Below are 21,395 nucleotides of genomic sequence, written 5' to 3' on the forward strand. Positions count from 1 at the left end.
CTCCAATCTGTTCAATATAAATTGATCAATTATTTGTCTTTGGCATTGTCAACGGTATCATAGATTACTCCGTAAGAGTTTTCGCTTATGTCACCCTTTGTAATTCTCTCGTAATTCTCAGTAACACCTATAACAAAATTTGACTGTCCATCGTAAACGGCATTTGCTCCAAGATAAAGACATGATATAACATCAAGATTTTTTTCAAGTGTGTCTGAACCAAAAAATGATGGTACACTCTGACTTCTTACATAATTTCCTGTATATACCTTATCTTTTGCAACGTCTGAAACGCCGCCCTTCTTACATCCATTAACGATAATAAATTTATTCTTACGTAAAATAAGGAAATATTTGAAATCGTATTTCGTATTATTTTCAATCTTTGCCTCATTAAGAAGTTCATAGCTGGTATTATAAGTTACATGAATATTTCCTGCTTGTTCATTATCTAATTTAAGGTGGAAATAACCTTTATCGAATTTCTCTTTTCCTTCATGTATAAGAGTTACATCATCTCCGTTTGTAACTGCTCTATATACTGCTCTATTACTGTTGTATCTTCCGTAGTAGTCATATCCTACAGTATCAATAGCATTTAAATCACTACGTGTTTTGAACTCAATCTTGCCGTCTCTTGTTGAATAAGCAGATAAAAATGTCTCTCTCTGTCCGCTTCCGTTTGCTGAAGCAATCGTAACCGAAGCAGCTTTCTTATCTTCAAGCATAAAACGACGGCCATATATCATTATTCCTACCATAAATACAGCTGTAACCGCCGGAATCGCCACCCAGAAAAATTCTCTTTTATTGCTCTTTTTCAAAAGCAGGTAAAGAACCGGTCCTATAATAAGTACATATAAAACTATGATGATCTTTAATCCGCCCGACTCAAAACTACTTAAGCCTTCAATATTACGGAAGAAACCTTCTATCATATCTATTGACATAACACCGTCATCATAAATTCTATATGCTTCGGTTCTATCAAGCATATTGTAGAAGTCAACAATATAACTCTGTGCATATGCCGATCCGGTTATAACAGGATCCGAAAAGCTATAGTTTGAAATATAAATATATCCTCTTCTCTTTTCATCTCCGGCGCCCTGAAATTCCGAACCAAATGATTTGAATCCTGTATCGAATCTTATATCCGCTGCTTGTATTGCCTTACCGGCAAACTGGTATTGTCTTGAAGACAAACCGGAACATGAAGCTTTTATAAAACTTTTACCGAAACCTTTTAAAGCTGAATCAAGATTCTTTCCTGTACCTATAACAAGACTTCCGCCTTTATATACATAATCTTCGATAGCTGATATCTGTTCAGGAGAAAGAGTTGATGTATCAAAGTCATCGATAAATAACATATCAAGCTTAGAAATTTCACTTATGAGATTATCAGGAGTTATCTCCACTAATTTACCTTCACTCTCAGACATGTTGTACATTCTGTTGATCTTACTGCCTGTAGCCTCAAGGTAAGAAAGTTTTTTGTAACTGTTTGATAAAGCTCCGATATACATATATTTGTATAAAGCTTCTCTGAAAATGTCGTTATGTTTCTGCGAAAATAAAACAACATCTTTTTTATTTACGATCTGTACTGTAAGATTATTTGTATCAAAATAATCGCCATCACTAAACGGAACATTTATCGATAAGCTTTTCTCAGTACTTGCAGGCAATGTTATATAATAATCATATGTCATAGTATCCGAAGCTTCTCGTTTAGTCTTCAGCCTGATATATCCGTTGAAGTCATATTCGCAGGTCACTTTTACATCTACAACGTAAACTGCTTTACCTCTATCTGCTGTAACATCAAGTTTAACATCAAATGATTTACGACCACTCAGATCTACATTTTCATCACCTTCATCTTCGTCTTCGTCGTCATCATCCTCAGTAGATCTTTGGACCATTCTGCTGATTTTTTCATCATCCGTATGCTGACTATCACGTCCTGTATTCTCTTTTGCATTTACTTTTCCGGTAGAAATTAATACGCTGATAATAGCGAATAAGATAATTGTAAATAGAATTATTTTTTTGTTTTGTTTTTGAATTTTCAATTTTTCACCCATCCATATAAATATAATTTGCCTATTATTATTTAACCTTACACTGTTTTTAATACTATCACACAAAAATGTTTTCATCAATGATGATGTATTTATATTTATATACGTTTAATATTTTGTAATTTATGGGAATTCTTTAAAAAATTGTTATAATTTCAAATTGCTTAAAAATATTGCCTGTGCTATCATCTACTCTGTAAGCAGGACAGGTAATCGCGGATGATATATCATTTCCGATTTTGTATCGGGAAAATGATATCATATGAGGAAAGTCCGGGCTTCACAGGGCAGGATGCCGGATAACGTCCGGGAGAGGTGACTTTCGGAAAGTGCAACAGAAAATAACCGCTGCCTTCGGCAGTAAGGGTGAAAAGGCGAGGTAAGAGCTCACCGCTCTTCTGGTAACAGAGGAGGCTGTGTAAACCCCATCTGAAGCAAGACCAAAACGAAGCCATATGGCTGCCCGCCATACTTCAGGTAGGTCGCTTGAACCGTGTGGCAACATACGGTCTAGATAGATGATTACCCACGACATAACCCGGCTTATCGTTCTGCTTACATAACAAAACAGCTGCAATTGATCGATTTACTCGAACAATCACAGCTGATTTTTTTATTTTATTCTATTTTTCAAATGCATTTATCAATCAGCTGCCGGCATATTTATGCTAAATTATCTGTCTTTTTTCCGGACCGACCGCTGAAACTTTTATATATCGAAGCAGCCTCCACCGATAAATTCTCTCATGATGGAATTCTGCGGGATGTTGGAAACATCAAATCCAAGGAAATAATCCAGGAATTTAAGAAGTCTCTTTGCTTCAAAATATTCTTTGCAATCATTTGGCACTCTGAAAAGAAGCGGCTCAACAAACTGCTTTATAGCCGAAAGTTCATAAATAAGCGCTGAGTTAAACATTACATCAGCTTCCTCCTGGAACGGGAAGATATTCTTCTCCTCACCCCTTCTTACTGAAGGCCACATATTTATGGTCTGCTGTGCATCATTTCCTCTTGTTCTAGCATCTCTGACTATCCTTCGAAGAAGTCTGCCGTCTGTAGTAGCGATTCTGTTGTGTTCATCAACATTTAAGAGGTTGAGAGCACTTATATAGATCTTGAATTTGTCCTTATCAGGAAGCGCCACTGACATCTTAGGATTAAGCGCATGAATTCCTTCACATACAAGAACATCACCCGGCTCAAGCTTCATCTTCTTACCGTCATACATTTTCTTACCTATAGTAAAATCAAACTTAGGCATTTCTTCTTCATTTCCGTTAAGAAGGCTTATAATCTTATTGTTGAACAGCTCAAGGTCAACAGCTTCAAGACATTCAAAATCGAAATTTCCGTCTTCATCTCTCGGAGTTTCATCTCTATCCTTGAAGAAGTTATCAAGAGCTATAGGATGCGGATGCATTCCATGTGCTCTAAGCTGAATACTGAGTCTATGTGAAAATGTCGTCTTTCCTGATGACGAAGGTCCTGCAATAAGAACAACCTTTTTATCCTCATCAATTATCCTGCATGCTATCTCAGCAATCTCCTTCTCCATAAGAGCTTCCTGAACCAGCATAAGATCGTTGATGTCACCGTTTGTAACAACATCATTTATGTCGCCCACGCACTCAACATCCATCATATCGCCCCAATCCTCACCTTTTCTGAGAACCTTATATAATTTTTCCGGAGCGGTATATTCAATCTTTTGCTCCGGATGCTTATTGTCCGGAACTACAAGTACGAAACCGTCATCATATGTTACAAGATCAAAATATCTGAGATACCCTGTAGACGCCGGCATATATCCGTAGAAATAATCAGAATAATCCCCAAGATGATAAAGATTTATCTTAGATACACGGCGGTATTTAAGAAGCTTTTCCTTATCTTTAAGACCGGCGAGACCGAATTTGATTCTTGCTTCATCCGTGCTTACAGAATTCTTATTAATCGGAATATCTTCATTCACAAGGCTGAACATCTTCTCTTTTACTTCTGATATAAGCTTTTCCGTACACTTAACATTTTCACTTACTATCCTGCAGAAAAATCCTTTTCCAAGGGAATACATAACATCGATGTAATAATCATTTCTCTCACCAAGAACATCCTTGAATGCCTTAAGCATAAGAAGTGTAAGTCCTCTTTTGTAGATATCAAAACCGATGACAGTCTCCATTCCCACAAATTCTACAACAGAATTTCCTTCAAGCTGATAACGCAACTCTCTAAGCTTTCCGTCTACAAGAGCCGCTATATATTTACGCTTTGAATCCGGAAGCGCAAATTCCGTAAGGAATTCAAGTCTTGTATGTTTATCAACACTTATGGATTTACGAATGTCTCCTGCAACAAGTTCTATATTGATCTTTTCCATATTGCTAACCCTCCTGATAATATTTATCTAAAATGAACCTGAAATTCTCAAGTTCCTGTTCTATCCGTAATTTCTTATCCTCCGCTGTCCCCTTCGCCTCTTTGTTCATTTTATCAATGATCTTTTCATATGATACTATCCTGCCGGTCAGATACTCTTTAAGGGTTGCATTTCCCTTCTTCATAAGTATCTCTCCAAACAAAAGATTCAACTCATCTGCTGTTTCCTGAATATCCCCACAATACTCAGCGCAAATGATGTTGTAGTATTTTCCGGCATCCTTCATCATATCCTCATCAACAATCCTGAAACCATTTTCCGTTAGATATTTACGAACCTCATATATATCCGACTGAGGAGAAAGAACCAGTTTGTAACCTTTTTCAAGGCACTTTGCATTCTTAATTATATCTATTATAAGGTATCCACCCATTCCGGCTATAACCGCCATGTCGGTTTCACCTTTTTCTATATTCTCAAATCCATTCGACTTTCTGACGGTTATACTGTCACCAAGTCCGTAATCACTGATATTTTTCTTTGCGATTTCAAGAGGACCATCATTTATATCTACAGCATAAACCTTATCTGCTATATCCTCCTGAATAAGGAAAATACTTATAAATGCATGATCGCATCCTATATCAACTATCTTCGGTTTATCAGCCTTATCATAACAGAAAAGCCCGCAGCTCTTCGCCATGGCGGCAACTGCGAGCATTCTGTCAGAAAGTCTTCCTTTAACACTTTTAGCCAAAATTTATACTCCCTGCTTACTCAAGGAATTCCTTAAGCTTTCTGCTTCTGCTAGGATGTCTCAGTTTTCTGAGAGCCTTAGCTTCTATCTGTCTGATTCTTTCACGTGTTACGCTGAATTCTTTACCTACTTCTTCAAGTGTTCTTGCTCTTCCGTCATCAAGACCGAAACGAAGTCTTAATACCTTCTGCTCCCTGTCTGTAAGGGTTCCGAGCACCTCAACGAGCTGTTCCTTAAGAAGTGTAAATGCTGCTGCTTCAGCCGGAACAGGTACATTTTCATCCTGAATAAAGTCTCCAAGGTGGCTGTCTTCCTCTTCACCGATAGGTGTCTCGAGAGAAACAGGCTCCTGGCTGATCTTTAAGATTTCTCTTACTCTTTCTACAGGAAGATTCATCTCTTCAGCGATTTCATCAGGAGATGGCTCACGTCCAAGTTCCTGAAGAAGCTGTCTTGAAACTCTGATAAGTTTATTGATAGTTTCAACCATATGTACAGGAATTCTTATAGTTCTTGCCTGATCCGCAATAGCTCTTGTGATAGCCTGTCTGATCCACCATGTAGCATATGTACTGAACTTATATCCCTTTGTATAATCGAACTTTTCTACAGCCTTAATAAGACCAAGGTTACCTTCCTGGATAAGATCAAGGAAGAGCATACCACGACCTACATATCTTTTGGCGATACTTACAACAAGTCGTAAGTTTGCCTCAGCAAGCTTCTTCTTAGCAGCAAGGCCTTCCGGTCCGTCATCTTCCATCTTTCTTGCAAGTTCAATCTCTTCTTCTGCTGTAAGAAGAGGAACCTTACCGATATCCTTAAGATACATACGAACAGGATCTTCGATACTTACACCGTCAGGAACACTCAAATCAATCTGTTCCATATCGATTTCTTCTTCGTCATCAAGTTCAAATAAAAGATCGTTCGGTTCAACATCATCATCGTCATCTGTGATAGTGAGCACGTCTACTTTGTTCTGCTCAAAGAATTCGATAACTCTGTTCATATTATCATCTGTAAGGAATTCCTGCTTATTCTTAAATGCATCTATGATTTCTGTATCTTCGATAACACTCTTTCTGCTTTTAGCTATAGCAAGAAGTCTTTCAAGTGTATCATTAAAGAGCTTTTCATCTTCTTCACTGAGCTTCTGAGCTTCTGCCTTTGTGCTTTCTTCGCCTTCAGCAGTATTTCCTTCCTCAGTCTTTTCACTCTTGTCTGATTTAAGCACTTTAACTGTTCTTGTCTTTGTAACCTTTTCGGTCTTTGAGTCCTTATCAGCCTTGGATTTCTTTGTGGTTTTCTTACCAGCCTTATCCTTCATATCCGCTTCTCTGAGGAGCATATCTGCTGCTGCCTCAAGCTCACGACTGCTAATGAACTGCATTTCATCATCTAAACTCTTTCTTCTTGCCATTTATATTTTTACCTCCAGTCTATCAAGACTTTTTTTCCTTTGTATAAGATCCATCAGTTTTTGCGGATCTTTATTGTTTTTAAGAGCACTTTCTATACTGTTGCTCTTTACACGCTTTACAATCTCTGTAAATGCTTTATTTTTCTCATTTCCATCAAGCATTCTCGGAAGCTCGGTATTCATTATCGCCGCAACCACCTGCTGACTTTCAAGACTTTCAAATCTGTCTATTATAGCCGCCGGGCTGACTTTTCCCTGCTTCTCATACTGCTCATAAAGGAGCTTCGCAACTGCATTTATATTATCATCAGTGAAGTCTTCCACGGAAATGACATTTTCAAGTTTTTTGAACAGCTCCGGTTCATTTACCATCCAGGTAAGGAGAAGTTTCTGACTTTCAACCGCTGCCCCATCAGGCGAAATGTCCCTGACTCCCGGATCATTTACCGGTGAACTGTCTCTACTGTCTACAAGTACTGTTGTATCTACAGCCCCTCGTAAATATTCTTTTTCTATCTGATATTTATTGCTGATGATCTCAATATAACTATTCATCCTGACCGGATCTTCAATAGGTTTCAGAAGTCTTGCAACTCTGCCTATAAATTCCGTTCTTTCCTCAGGATCATTTTGTTTATATTCTTTTGCAAGGAGTTCGGTTTCAAACAGAAGTCCCGGTTTTGCATCCTTAATCCTCTGTTCGTATTCTTCCGCTCCCAATGCTTTGATAAATTCATCCGGATCCTTATAAGGACTCATATCTATAACTCTTTGAGTCATATCAGCATTTCTAAGTATTTCTATAGCTTTAAGCGTTGCCTGCCTTCCGGCCCCGTCACTATCATATGCCAGATAAACCTCTGAAGTATATCTCTTTATGATCAGCGCCTGCTCTTCTGTAAATGCAGTTCCGAGGGAAGCAACAGCATTATCGAATCCCGCCTGATGCATGGAAATAACATCCATATATCCTTCGCAAAGTATAATGCCTCGCCGCCGGCTTCTCTTCGCAATATTCATAGCGAAAAGATTTCTTCTCTTGTTGAAGATGTCGGTTTCTTTGGTATTGAGGTACTTAGGTTTTGCATCTCCAAGCACTCGTCCACCGAATGCTATGACTTTTCCGCCTATATCTGTTATCGGAACCATTACCCTGTTCCAGAAAATGTCCTGAGCACCATACTTTTCAGTGAAGTTCACCAGTCCGCTGTCTCTCATAAGATCATCAGAGTAACCTCTGCTCTTAAGATATTTATACAGGCCGTCGCTGTATTTGTCCGCATATCCCAATCCGAAATTCGCTATGGTCTCTTCCGTGAAACCACGCTTTTCCATAAAATAATCCCGGCCTTTAATACCATTTTCCGTTTTAGTGAGAATATAGTGATAATATGCGGCTGCGCTCTTACTTACTTCTCTAAGAAGCTCTCTCCTGTTTTCTACCTTTTTCTGCTCCGGCGACATCTCATTCTCCGGAAGAGGTATGCCTGCTCTGTCAGCAAGATATTTCAAAGCTTCCGCAAATGTATAATTCTCGTACTGCATAAGAAATGTAATAACATTTCCGCCTACACCGCAACCAAAACAGTGATAAATCTGCTTTGTTCTGCTTACGTGAAATGACGGTGTCTTTTCATTATGAAACGGACAGCAGCACATATATGAATTACCGGCCCTCTTCAGACCGACAAAACTGCCGATAACATCGACTATGTCATTTTTTTCTCTTATCTCTTCAACCAATTCTTCGGAATAAAACATATTCTCTCCAATTCAGCCAAATTATAATCTATAAAATGTTCCATGAATGAGGAACGTAAATATCCTGAAATTTCATGATAGCATAATTATCAGTCATACCTGCTATGTAATCACAGACTACCGTATCCTGTCTCTCGCCACCATCTATCATCGCAAGGAATTCAATACTCATTTCCTCCGTATGTTCCATATAATGTTCAAACAGTATACGGATTATCTTAGTAGCTTTTATTTCCTCGCTCTTGGCCTTCATGTTGGTATAAAGATTCTTGAACATGAACTCCCTAAGTCTGAGAAGTGCATCCTCATACTCCTTCGAAAGTGATACATCATTTTTGTCCATAGAATTATTTATGGCATCATGTATCAGATTATTGATCCTGTCTCTGGTACTGTGGCCAAGTATACTACTGATATCGGCCGGAATATCCTCTTCTTTAAGGATATCTGCCCTTATGCCGTCATCTATATCATGACTTATATAAGCCACTTTATCGGAAATTCTTACAATCTTTCCCTCAAGTGTCGATGGCATAAGTGATGTCTTATGATTAAGAATCCCGTCAAGTACTTCCTGGGTAAGATTAAGTCCCTTTCCTTCTTTCTCAAGTTTTTCAAGAACTCTTACACTTTGCTCGTTATGAAAAAATGGTCTGTTCAACGCCTCCGTAAGTGCTCTCTCTCCGGCATGGCCAAATGGAGTATGCCCTATATCGTGTCCGAGAGCTATGGCTTCCGTCAGATCTTCATTTAATCTAAGGCTCCTGGCAATAGTTCTTGCTATCTGCGAAACCTCAAGAGTATGTGTAAGTCTTGTTCTGTAATGATCGCCGTAAGGTGACAGAAATACCTGTGTCTTATGCTTAAGTCTTCTGAATGACTTACAGTGCAGAATTCTGTCCCTGTCTCTTTGATAAACAGTTCTCAGATCACAGTGCTCTTCGTATACTTTTCTGCCCTTCGACTCATCACTAAATGCCGCAAAAGGACTGAATATCTTATGTTCTCTTTTTTCAATCTCTTCTCTTACAGTCATTTTCTCACCAATTCATATCTTGTGAATAAAGTGTCACAATATATTCTTCTATAAAACTTTCGAAATACCTTTTTTTGTTTTTAATTTTTTTAACAATATCTACTTATTTTTACAAAAAGAGAGCACACCCGCCAAAATGATAGTGAGTGCGCTCTCTTCCTTATTACCTCTTCTAAGTTAAGGTAAAATGTATTTTATTCGAAAGGTCTTGTTACTCCGTAGATTGTTCCGTGAACTTCATGGATAAGTCCAAGCCAGTCCATAACATATGGTGCAACAGCTTCAATAACCTTATCATCACCAAGATAGATAGCTACATGGTTGATAATATCTGCATTAGGACTCTTATAGTAAATAAGATCTCCTCTTCTAAGCTTAGAGTAATCAACATTACCCTTTTCTGTGTATTTCGATCCGTCCTTAGAAACATTGATATGTTTCATAGGAACGCTTGACCAAAGTGTTCTTGAGTCATATTCATTTTCAGGATGTGAATGGTGCTCCGGATTAGCAGGTGATGGATCAAATCCGGCTGCATAGAGACACTGCATTACAAGTCCACTACAGTCAACCTGCTCACCAGGTCTTTCTGACTTACAGATAGCATATTCTGTATTGAGATACTCGTAAGCTCTCTTGATCATAGCTTCGATTCTCTCTTCTCTTGTATTGAGGTTACCTGCATACATATTGCTGATAAAGAATCCAGGCATCTCTGTCATAGGAACGAGACCGTCTATCTCATCGATAACATGTCCCTTACCATTGAATTTGTATGTCTTTCCACCCTTAACTAAATATCCGTTAGTGTAGAATACAACCTTACCGTCTTTACAATAAAAACGTCCATACTGATTCTCACCAACTCCGTTAAATGAAAAATCAACCTTACCGTTCTTACATTTGAACCATCCATACTGGTTCTTCTCGATTGTATTACAATCAAAGTCTACTTTACCATTCTTACACTTGAACCATCCATACTGGTTCTTCTCGATTGTATTACAATCAAAGTCTACTTTACCATTCTTACACTTGAACCATCCGTACTGGTTCTTTTCGATTGTGTTACAGCTGAAATCAACCTTACCGTTCTTACACTTGAACCATCCATACTGGTTCTTCTCGATTGTGTTACAGCTGAAGTCTACTTTACCGTTCTTACACTTGAACCATCCATACTGGTTCTTCTCGATTGTATTACAATCAAAGTCTACTTTACCATTCTTACACTTGAACCATCCATACTGATTCTTCTCGATTGTGTTACAGCTGAAATCTACTTTACCGTTTTTACACTTGAACCATCCATACTGGTTCTGCTCAATTGTATTACAGCTAAAGTCTACTTTACCGTTCTTACACTTGAACCATCCATACTGGTTCTTTTCGATTGTATTACAGCTGAAGTCTACCTTACCATTTTTAATTCTCCACCAACCATAATCATTCTTTGCTATGGTATCAGTGAAATTAACTTTTCCGTTTTCAACATACCACCAAGCATCTTCACCTTTAACAGTTCCCTGTAAAACGCTTGTAGTCTTAGTCATTACTTCGCCATTTACGATATAAAGCCAAGAATTTTTGTTGTTGAATTTAGCCTTAACAAAACCGTTTTTACCGAAGTTTACAGCACCATTTTCAACATACCAGTATCCGTACTGATTGCTCTTAACTCCTGTGAAATTCTTCTGCACTTTACCATCAACTACATAATTCCAAACACCATTGTTTTTAACAAGTCCTGTAGGCTTTTTTGTTACATTTTTGTTAGGCTTTTTCTTATCATTTGTTTCTTTTTTAACGTCTTTTGTTTCTTTTACATTTTTTGTGTCATCAACACTATCAAGCTTCTCCGGCTGAGTTTCTTTGACTATACTTTTTGCAGATTCTTTTTCAACTTCTACTTTCTTCTCCTCAACCGTCTTTTCATCTGCTGCTTTTTCTTCAACAGCATCTGCATTTTCTTCTGTTTCTGTTGGTGCATCCACACCGTCCTCAGCTTCATCTTTTTTCTCTTCTGAAGCTTCTTCTGTTTTTTCCTCCGGATCAGTTACTTCTTCAGTTTTACCATCTTCAGCTTCTGAAGTTTCGCTTTCTGATTCTGTCGAAGATACCTCTTCTGCTTCAGTATCATTCGCTTTTGAATCATCATCAATATCTGATGATTCTTCGTTATCATGTTCTTCTGATTCAACCTCAACATGATTAACTTCATCTGTTGCCGCGTATACTTTTTTTGCACCTACTGCTGTACCGGCAAAAAGGAGTGTCATGCTGAATACTCCAGTTAAAACGATTCTCTTTACGCAAGATAATTTAATCATTTTCCCTCTTCCTCTCATAATATTTTTTGAATCGAACTACTTAAATGATAACATTCGTTAACAGATAATACTAGCTTTTTTCTATTAAACATATATAAAGATGTTCTTGAATTATATTATGAAAAAATGTATAATAACTGACGTTAGTTTTTTGTTTTTTTATATAAAAATTAACATTTATATTTATAATTGCTTCTGTGGCTCAGTTGGTAGAGCAATTGATTCGTAATCAATAGGTCGTGGGTTCGAGTCCCATCAGAAGCTTAAGCCTAGAAAACAGCCAATATAACGCATTTACGTTGTTTGTTGGCTGTTTTTTCTTGTTTGTAAAGTAATAAAAAGTAATTATATGTAAGCATAAGCAATTGTAACCAACGTGTAACCAAGCCTCCATTTTGACTCTAATGTAACCAAAATGTAACCAAAAAGAGCAGGTTTTTAGCCTGCTCTTTCTTAAGATTTTAACTTGTCTATAGTTGCAAAGTATAGTTTGGGTAACAGCACTTGTATCGTTTCCATTAACTCATCCAAGATGGGAAGTATAGGTTATGGTCCTTTATGACTTCAGGAGAGTGATGTTCAATACGAATATTATTTAACATTACGACACCCCCTAATACCAAATAACGACTTTTGATTCGGGTAAATTCTTCTTGTAATTATTTCTCAAATAAACACAAGCCATAGTCACATGAACATCGCAATGCTCATATCCTTTAGGTAATTGATAATCCTTTTCTCTCGTCTCCGGATTGTATTTCAATATAAACCCATCTTTATTGTCCTCTGGAAATAAGACGCACTCAATTATATTATTTTTTATTTTTATTTTTTCTATTCTTACCATTGAATTCGTCCACCTCTTTTGCGTAATTATACACCTTTTCAGTTATTTCGTGAGCCTCTGCTATGCTATATCCCTCTTTTACCAAAATCCATGCCCAATGACCGCATATTGCAAGCTAAAATTTGATGTTTTCCGGAAAATACTGTATAGTTTTATTTGCGATATTCTTCTTTATAATACCATTCAATTGAGAGGATTCAACATGAAAAGCGATGAAAAATCATTAAAACCAATAGATAACAAGAAGATACTTGAATCAGATAAAACAAATGAATCCGATAAACCAAGCGGTTCAAATAAAACACGTGTTGCCGAGAAATTTATCTTCGGCAAAAGCGAATCAAACAAAGCCAAAGGTATAGCAATAATACTTCTTGTTTTCCATCATCTATGTTTTATGAATTCTTTCTTTAAAACATACAGTATGAAGAGCATCTTGCCACAAAGAATCGTTGTGGACATGGCGGTGCTTGCACGTATTTGTGTTCCTATATTTATATTTATCTCAGCCTTCGGAACTGCAAAGATATATATCGCTAAGAAAAATGAAATGTCTGTTTTCAGATTCATCTGCAGTAGACTTATCATTCTCATGTCTGCAAGATGGTTCATTTATCCTTTCCAGCTTCTACTGGCTTATACCCTTCGTGGAAATACAATCGGCTCAATCTATAAACATAGTTTTAAATATGCCTTTTTTGATTTCATGGGATGGGGAGATTTCTTCAAAACTCCAATGATTGCCGGTATAAACTGGTATATCTTCCTTGCGCAGTTAATCATCATTTTCACACCGGTTGTATGTAAAATGATTGAAAATTACGGAAAGGCCTCACTGTTTTTCGCATATATTCTTATGATATTACTGAAGGGAAATATGGTATCTTCCTTCGGTGGTGATTATGTGAATTATATTTTTATCTCAATACTGGGATGCTTATTCGCAAGTGAATGTCTGTTTGATAAGTTAAAATATAAGCATAAATACATTTTAGCATTTTCTCTTTTTGTAATTCTATTAGGACTTTTGTATTTTAAAAGAGCTGCTTCTTACTCAAAATTTGATTACAAAGGCACACATATGGTTGGCTTTGCATTTGCCGCTTTAATAATATGCATGCTGGTTTCTATCTTCCATAAGAATATTCTTCTTAAACCACTTGAAGTTCTTGGAGAATATTCCGGAAATATCTTCTATCTGCATATTTTTGTCATCAAGTGTGATCTGCTTCATGACAAAATCGACAGTGTTGCACTGCTCTTGATAGTTTCATTGGTTATATGCTTTATCTTATCGGTTATTATTGAACTAATAAAGAAATTAATACATTTCAATCAATTTGTATTATTTATAAAGAAGAAGATAAGCTAGATTAGATTTTACATTTTCGTCCGCTTATGACTTCAAAATGATATTTGACGATTCCCAGATCTACTTCAGCAAAAAAACCTTTTTTGGCGTCGATGGATACTTCTCCATCTTCGCCTAAAGTAATATAAAATTTCTGCTGATTCATTGCGGTTGGTGCCTTCATGGCTGAAACCATACCATTCTTGAACCATATAGGCATGTCATTTGGTTCAACATTGCAGAGTTCTCTTACAGATTTAGATTTATGGCCTGTGCCCTCCGTCTCTCCGTAACCGAGTGCGATGACACAGACCAATTTTTCATTTTTACCAATCTCTGCTTTACATTTTCCTTTACCATAGGTAAGTCCAACCCAGCAGGTATTGAGACCAAGCTGCTGAGCGCGGATAACCATTTTCTCACCAAAATATCCCGACAATTCTTCAAGATCATCAATTGACTTATCGCCGACTATAGCTATATAATTTCTAACATTTGTGAACTTGCCATAGTGTGCCAAAAGGGTATCAAAACATTCAGCATCATCATAGATTACCTGAATATTCAATCCGCTCAGCCCATTGCACTCTTCCGCAAGCATATCGAGTTCATCACGTTTTTCGAGTTCAATTGAATCGCTCTTAAACTGTCTTACAGAATGTCTGTTTTTGATAGCTTCTCTGATATCCAAGACTTACCTCCTTTGGAAATATATACATAATCAATAAGCAAAATTACTACTTTTGATTATAAAGGTGTCTGACAATTTTGTCTATATTTTTAACTTGCAAGAACTTTTTCAACATCCGTCTGGGAAGCCGGATAATATTTCAAATGTCCTTTTCTGCAGTCAAGCAGCTGAATCCAGATATCAATATCCGAATTTTCAACATAATCTATGACAATTATCTCCACATCCTTTAGAGGAAGAAGTTTCTCGATGATTCCCTTAAAGGTTTCCTGATTTGTATCGCTGTTTATCTCAAGGATCATCCTGTCCTTTCTTCCGGAATCATCCGGCTCAAGATCCTTATATCTTGTTGCGATGCTTCTGAAAAGCTTCTTTATTCCATCTTCAGAAAGGCCAAACGCTCCTTTATGCATCTTGGCAAATACTTCTGCATTGTAGTCTACTTCATTTACCTGTTCCTTCTTAACAAACTTACCCTGTCTTATTCCGTGGAACTGATGCAGCACTTCATTTTTACTGTTAATAACAATCTTTACATTTTCCTTTGCAACTCTGTAGGAAAGTTCAACATCTTCAACTCCCCATTTCTTAAGCTCTTCTGCAAATCCATGTACTTTATTGATCTTATTTCTCGGCATGGCGAGATTGCATGTATAGCAGAAAAGGCACGGATTATTCATATTTCCGGCATTATAAGAAAGATCCTGGAATACATCTTTACGGAACTCCTGCTCAGCATGTGCATTTTCAAGATATTCCTTCTCGAAGATCTTTTTATTTCTTATATCTTCAATATCAACATCATTCTGAAGAAGCTTTCTTGTTCCTACCACAATGATATCATCATCGAATCTATATGCCCTTTCAAGCTCCATGATATAATCTTTATTCACTATTATATCCGCATCTATGAATACAACAATCTGTCCCTTAGCCTTCTCGATTCCCTTATTTCTGGCTCTGGCACGGCTTGAATTCTCACATCTTTCAAGATAGATATAATGAAGCTCGTACTTTTTGTTGATTCCGGAAATAACACTGTATGTATCGCATTCCGAACCGTCATCAACAACTATCGCTTCATATTCAATTCCTTCCGGAACACTAAGATAATTAAGAGCTTCCAGACTATTCTTCAAAAGTTTTGCGTTATTATATGTTGGAATAATAAAACTATACTTAATCACACTTTAACCCTCCATTATTTTATAAGCAGCAATTCACTATGTATCTTTCCAAGAATTTCCTTCTCGTCCTTCGATAGTCCCCTCAGCTCTTTTATCGCCCAATCCAACTCTTCTCTCTTATGTTCATTTATCTGTTCCCTCTTCTCCACATGAGAGAATTCAGCCATAAACCTAAGTCTCACTTTATTGAATCTTTCGCCTATTTCTTCATACTTCTTAAAATCATTTTTTAATTCATCGGAAATTTTATATAACTTTGAAATATACGAGAATCTGTCCACAAGACCTCTCGACCTCTCTGCAAGAAGATGTATCGCACGATAATCAATATAAATATCCCCCTGCTTCATCTCCTCAAGTTTTTCTTCAACCAGCTTATATACATCCATTCCGAAAACGGCATTTTTCACATCGAATTCAAATGAATAATATTTATACATATCAGCTCTCGAAGTAAGATAATCCGAAAGTTCATCCGTGAATCTTCTAAGATCAAAAGGAAATGCAACATCCGGTGTTTTCGGCTTGATAAGCTGAACTGCAGACCATTCACACCAGAAAGCTTCCGGCATGTAGTTACTCTTACTTTCCTCATAAGCCTCTCTAAATGCATCAAATGAAAATGTCATCTTTCTGAATGTCATATCTTCATCGAAACCGATGCCGTAAAACTCTCTTTTTGTCATGTCATAGCCATAACAAAGAGAGGCGTGAACGAAATGAGTTTCCTCGTACATCCCTTTATCAGGAATATAAAATTCATCGATATGTACTACAAAATAATATCCTTTGTTGATACATTCGATCATGTATGATACAAAATCCGGCACATGATCCAGCAGTGGATAGCCGAGGGATATAACCTCAGCTATCTCACAGTAACCATCTCTTGGAGTAAGATAGTTAAGCTCGATCTCACCATTCTCCAATTTATTTGAAAATATCTGAACAAAATTGGTATTAAACCAGCCCCTGTAATTATCATTTGTGAGCATGATACACATCGGAAGACTTCTGTGAAGATATGTTGTCATCTCCCTCTGCATTACTACAGGCAGTTCAAGATGATCCGGATAATCTACCAGGCTGTCCTCCAGATTCACAGGTCTATAATCAATAATCATCTTTAAGCACCTCCCCTAATGCATTTTCCGATCTGTTCAACCGTTCTGTTTTCATATAATGTAGCTATGCTAAGCTTAATATTTCGCTCAAGAAGCTTTGACTGAAGCACTATCATTCCAAGCGAATCTCCGCCAAGATCAAAGAAGTCATCATGTCTTCCGATACCATCTATATGAAGGATGGTACTGAAAAGTTTAGCTATAACAGCCTCTTCCTCATTCTTAGGAGGATCTGTCTCAATCTTCTCTTCCTTCGGTGGAACATAAGCTTCCAGCGCTTTTCGATCCAGCTTTCCATTCGGTGTTACAGGCATTTCTGCAAAATGAATAAGTCTCGACGGAACCATGTATTTCGGAATGATACTTCCGAGTCTAGCTCTCAGCTCGTTTTCATTCATAGCTTCATCGCTGACATAGAATCCGTGAAGTTCTTTTCTTCCGCCTTCAAATTCCTTCACGATGACAACGCTTTCATTTATCTCAGGAATACGGAGCATTGCTTCTTCAACTTCTCCTGTCTCGATTCTGTAACCACGGATCTTAACCTGATTATCCATTCTTCCGAGAAATGCGATCTCACCATTTTCAGTCCAGCTTCCCATGTCTCCTGTTTTGTAAATTCTTTCACCGTTATAATCCCATGTGATGAATTTTTCTTTGGTAAGTTCTTCTCTTCCAAGATATCCTCTTGCAACTCCTCGTCCGGCAACACATATCTCACCCTTTACTCCAACAGGTACAGGCTTCATATTTTTATCAACTATGTAAGCACTGCAGTTTGAGATAGGCTTTCCGATAGTTATCACATCCTTATGGATAACATCTCTGAGGCAGGTACTGTTTACAGAATTTTCTGTAGGACCGTACTCATTTGCGATCTCAACTTCAGGAAGATAAGAAGCCGTCATTTCCGCAAGTTCGGAATCAAGTCTGTCACCGCCGAGGGTTACCGTCTTAAGTTTCACCTTGTCCTGAGAAAGAAGTCCTGTAGCAAGGATTCCCTTATAAAGAACAGGTACAAGGAACATATGAGTAACCTTCTCTTCAATGATCTTCTTCGCAAGGTATACCGCATCTCTGGTATGCACATCACTGAGAATAAATGTAGTCGATCCGGAAACAAGCGGTGTGAAGAAACTGCTGACAAAGCCGTCAAATGCAAATGAGAAAAACTGCATTGCAACTGAGTTCTTGTCAAAGCCGTAATCTTCTCTTCTCCAAAGAAGTGTATTTACAATATTTCTATGTTCTATCATTACGCCCTTAGGTTTTCCTGTGGAACCTGAGGTATAAATGATATATGCCAGATCACTTGAATCATTGATCCTTGCCGGATTGCTGTTATCAAATCTATCGATATCGTCCTTATCGATCAGGATACATTTTCTTCCTTCTGTATATGCACCTGCAAATGAACTGTCAGTGATAATAACCTCTGCCTTACTGTCTTCAAGAAGGTACTCTTTTCTGTCATCAGGATAAGATGGATCAACCGGAAGATATGCACCACCCGACTTAAGAACAGCCATAAGTGAAATAGCCATTTCAAGACTTCTTTCAAGCATAACCGCAACGATGGTATCCGGTCCGACGCCTTTATCTCTGAGCATATTTGCAAGAGAATTTGCCTTCTTATTCATTTCATCATATGTTATATAACTATCCTCGTAGATGACTGCCTTCTGAAGAGGATTCTTACTAACCTGCTCTTCGAATAATTCGTGAAGGAGTATATCATTTGGATAATCAACCTTATTGTCATTGAATCCTTCCGTAACAAGTTTTTCCTCTTCCTTACTCATCACGCTGATATCGGAAATCTTTATCTCCGGTTCACTGAGAACTTTTTCCAGTATATTTACGTAACTCTGATAATACTTTTCGATATCTTCTTCGCTGAATATCTTGTTGCAGTACTCAATTTCAAGCATAAGCTTTCCGTCATTTTCAGCAAATGTCCAAGTCATATCAAACTTAGAAGTAACTTCTCCGAGAATGTAACTGTCAACCTGAAGGTCTCCGAACTTTCCACTGACTTCGTCGATATTTATAACATTAAGGACAGTGTCAAATATTGGATTTCGACTTATATCCTTTGCAAGAGAAAGCTTTTCAACAAGCTCATCAAACGGATAATCCTGATTCTCATATGCATCGATGGAATTATTCTTCACTTCCTTAAGGAACTGTGTGAAGCTCTTATCTCCTGAAGGATTATTCCTTATAGCAAGCATATTTACGAACATTCCCACAACTCCGGAAAGTTCTTCTCTGCTTCTTCCAGAAACAGGGCTTCCAACAACGATATCGTCTGAAACACTGTATTTTGCAAGAAGGATGTCATATACTGCCATAAGTAACATCTGAAGTGTTACCTGATTCTTCTTAACAGCATCCGAAATCTTCTCATACAAGCTGCCGCTTATCTCGAAATCAATGCTTCTTCCTTCAAAGCTCTGCATAAGTGGTCGGGTATATGTTGAAGGAATGCTTAATTTAGGCACTTCCTCTTCAAATCTATCAAGCCAGTATTTCTCCTGTTTTTTGTACCAAGCCTTATCCTTCTCCTTTGCTTCCCAACATGCATAATCAATATACTGAACAGGAACATCAGAAAGTGATTCGCCCCTGTAAAGTTTGAGGAATTCATCAATGATTATCTCATTCGAAATACCGTCGCAGATAATATGATGGATATCAAGCATAAGGAAATATGTCTTCTCCTTAAGTTTTGCCAGCTTCGCTCTAAATAAAGGTGCAACCGAAAGCTTAAATGGTCTCACAAATCTTCTGACAAGATCTTTAATAGCTTCCTCTGTATCTTCCGAATCCTCATAATGCATTTCAAAAACAAGATCATCTTTAATCTTCTGTACAGTCTCGCTACCGAGCATTTCAAATCCTGTTCTTAAGGATGCATGTCTTTTCACTATCGTTCTAAGCGCTTCTTCTGCCTTTACAGGATCAATGTCACCTTCGATACGATACATGAAAGGAATATTGTAATTGATACTATTTTTCGCCAACTGATTAAGAATAAACATTCTTCTCTGAGCTGCTGAAAGCGGATAATAATCCATAACTTCGCAAGGTTCAATCCTGCTTATCTCTTCATAACCGCCATCACTTCCCTTATCAGATGAACTGTTCTTTCCGGCAAGGGCATCATTTATCATGCCCGCAATCTTCTTAACTGTAGGATTTTCAAATACATCCTTAAGCATGAGACGAACGCCAAACTTATACTCGATCTTATTGATAAGATTTGTAGCTCTGAGGCTGTGACCTCCATTCATAAAGAAATCATCTTCCGTTCCGATCTTAGGAAGTTTGAGAATCTCTTCAAATAAATGACAGAGCTCTTCTTCAGTTTCATTTTCAGGTGCAACATAGATATTTATTTCTGAAATATCCACCTTCGGAAGTTTCTTTCTGTCCACCTTTCCATTTGCTGAGAGCGGAAGACTTTCCATCTCAACATAAAACGAAGGAACCATATATTCAGGAAGCTTGTCCTTTAAGACAGCTCTGATCATCTCTGTATCGAGAGTCTTGCTCGCGCTGTTCTGACTGTCGTCCTGTCCGGCATCCCGATTGTCGTTCTGACTGTTGTTCTGTGCGGTAATCTGTCCTACACTCTGTCCAACGCCCTGTCTGTCATTCTGACTGTCGTTCTGTCCGACGCCCTGACTATCATTAACTGTATAGTAAGCCGCAAGAAGCTGACCTTCTACAGGTGCGACAACCGCTTCACTTATACCGTCTATAGCAATAAGCTGGTTCTCGATCTCTTCAAGTTCGATTCTGAATCCTCTTATCTTAACCTGGAAATCTTCTCTTCCGCCGAACGCTATACGCCCGTCAGGAAGCCATTTTCCCATATCTCCTGTCTTGTAAAGTCTTTCCTCAGTATCCGTATTAAATGGATTTATCATGAAGGCTTTTTCAGTCTTTTCAGGCTGATTTACATATCCTCTTCCGACGCCGATACCTGCTACGCAGATTTCTCCTTCGACGCCTATCGGACAAAGTTGCATATGCTTATCTACTATATAAATACTGTTATTATTCAGAGGTTTACCGATTGGAATCGAAGCTTCTTCAGGAACCTTTGTCATAACATACTGCACAACGTCATCAGATGCTTCGGCAGGTCCGTAAGCATTGATAACTCTGGTATCCTGGAGACTGAACCATTTTTCTATAATGTCCTTCTTAACAGCTTCACCTGTAACGAGAACATTTTGTAATTCGGTAAGTCTTACTCCGTTCATCTTCATATAGTCAAGCATCATTGCTGCATATGAAGGAACGATTTCAAGCATATTTACCTTCTCTGTCTTAATAACATCAATAAATCTTTCTACATCAAGAACAGTGTCATTATCGATGATCACACTTGTTCCGCCCAGTGCAAG

General features: G+C 37.8%; 13 protein-coding genes, 1 tRNA gene and 1 other RNA gene. 3 read left to right on the forward strand and 12 right to left on the reverse strand.

The annotated features are described in order from the left end of the window. Positions 1–29: 29 nt before the first annotated feature. Positions 30–2,078, reverse strand: a complete 2,049-nt coding sequence (locus tag B5D25_RS01405) for a hypothetical protein (protein ID WP_143000625.1) — start codon at positions 2,076–2,078, stop codon at positions 30–32. A gap of 206 nt (positions 2,079–2,284) precedes the next feature. On the opposite strand from B5D25_RS01405, the gene rnpB reads away from it, so the two are divergent. Then, positions 2,285–2,649: RNase P RNA component class A (gene rnpB, locus B5D25_RS01410), an RNA gene on the forward strand. Positions 2,650–2,796: 147 nt separating this feature from the next. Here rnpB and B5D25_RS01415 read toward each other — a convergent pair. The 6 genes from B5D25_RS01415 to B5D25_RS01440 form a co-directional block, all read right to left on the reverse strand. Then, the gene (locus B5D25_RS01415; protein ID WP_078785955.1) at positions 2,797–4,470 is read right to left on the reverse strand and encodes a nucleoside kinase; all 1,674 of its coding nucleotides are present in this window, start codon (positions 4,468–4,470) and stop codon (positions 2,797–2,799) included. Positions 4,471–4,474: 4 nt separating this feature from the next. Next, a complete protein-coding gene (locus tag B5D25_RS01420) occupies positions 4,475–5,227 on the reverse strand; it encodes a tRNA (adenine(22)-N(1))-methyltransferase (protein WP_078785956.1) in 753 nt (250 codons plus the stop codon). A gap of 16 nt (positions 5,228–5,243) precedes the next feature. Further along, positions 5,244–6,650: an RNA polymerase sigma factor RpoD gene (gene rpoD / locus B5D25_RS01425; protein WP_242870143.1), complete on the reverse strand. Its 1,407-nt coding sequence runs from the start codon at positions 6,648–6,650 to the stop codon at positions 5,244–5,246. Continuing rightward, on the reverse strand, positions 6,651–8,411 hold the full coding sequence (gene dnaG / locus B5D25_RS01430; protein WP_078785957.1) for a DNA primase: 1,761 nt from the start codon (positions 8,409–8,411) through the stop codon (positions 6,651–6,653). It abuts the gene before it with no gap. 28 nt (positions 8,412–8,439) lie between these two features. Continuing rightward, positions 8,440–9,447 (reverse strand): deoxyguanosinetriphosphate triphosphohydrolase, encoded by a 1,008-nt coding sequence (locus tag B5D25_RS01435; protein ID WP_078785958.1) that lies wholly within the window; start codon positions 9,445–9,447, stop codon positions 8,440–8,442. Between the two features lie 194 nt (positions 9,448–9,641). Continuing rightward, the gene (locus B5D25_RS01440) at positions 9,642–11,777 is read right to left on the reverse strand and encodes an NlpC/P60 family protein (RefSeq protein WP_159444046.1); all 2,136 of its coding nucleotides are present in this window, start codon (positions 11,775–11,777) and stop codon (positions 9,642–9,644) included. 191 nt (positions 11,778–11,968) lie between these two features. Between B5D25_RS01440 and B5D25_RS01445 the strand changes: the two genes are divergently transcribed. Beyond that, a tRNA-Thr gene (locus B5D25_RS01445) sits at positions 11,969–12,041 on the forward strand. Positions 12,042–12,390: 349 nt separating this feature from the next. On the opposite strand, the gene B5D25_RS01450 is transcribed toward B5D25_RS01445, so the two are convergent. After that, on the reverse strand, positions 12,391–12,624 hold the full coding sequence (locus B5D25_RS01450) for a hypothetical protein (protein ID WP_078785960.1): 234 nt from the start codon (positions 12,622–12,624) through the stop codon (positions 12,391–12,393). Between the two features lie 202 nt (positions 12,625–12,826). Between B5D25_RS01450 and B5D25_RS01455 the strand changes: the two genes are divergently transcribed. After that, positions 12,827–13,996: an acyltransferase family protein gene (locus B5D25_RS01455; protein WP_159444047.1), complete on the forward strand. Its 1,170-nt coding sequence runs from the start codon at positions 12,827–12,829 to the stop codon at positions 13,994–13,996. Between the two features lies 1 nt (position 13,997). Here the strand turns inward: B5D25_RS01455 and B5D25_RS01460 are convergent, their stop codons facing one another. The 4 genes from B5D25_RS01460 to B5D25_RS01475 all read right to left on the reverse strand — a co-directional run bounded on the left by B5D25_RS01460 (position 13,998) and on the right by B5D25_RS01475 (position 21,389). Beyond that, positions 13,998–14,666 carry a nitroreductase family protein gene (locus B5D25_RS01460; protein WP_078785962.1) on the reverse strand — a complete coding sequence of 223 codons (669 nt, stop codon included), beginning with the start codon at positions 14,664–14,666 and terminating at the stop codon, positions 13,998–14,000. 89 nt (positions 14,667–14,755) lie between these two features. After that, on the reverse strand, positions 14,756–15,853 hold the full coding sequence (locus B5D25_RS01465; protein WP_078785963.1) for a glycosyltransferase family 2 protein: 1,098 nt from the start codon (positions 15,851–15,853) through the stop codon (positions 14,756–14,758). Between the two features lie 14 nt (positions 15,854–15,867). Then, positions 15,868–16,977, reverse strand: a complete 1,110-nt coding sequence (locus tag B5D25_RS01470) for a hypothetical protein (protein WP_078785964.1) — start codon at positions 16,975–16,977, stop codon at positions 15,868–15,870. Between the two features lie 2 nt (positions 16,978–16,979). After that, complete coding sequence (locus tag B5D25_RS01475) at positions 16,980–21,389, reverse strand: amino acid adenylation domain-containing protein (RefSeq protein WP_278286298.1); 4,410 nt, start codon at positions 21,387–21,389, stop codon at positions 16,980–16,982. Positions 21,390–21,395: the final 6 nt, after the last annotated feature.

The sequence above is a fragment of the Eubacterium ruminantium genome, assembly GCF_900167085.1.
GTDB classification, from domain to species: domain Bacteria; phylum Bacillota; class Clostridia; order Lachnospirales; family Lachnospiraceae; genus Eubacterium_Q; species Eubacterium_Q ruminantium.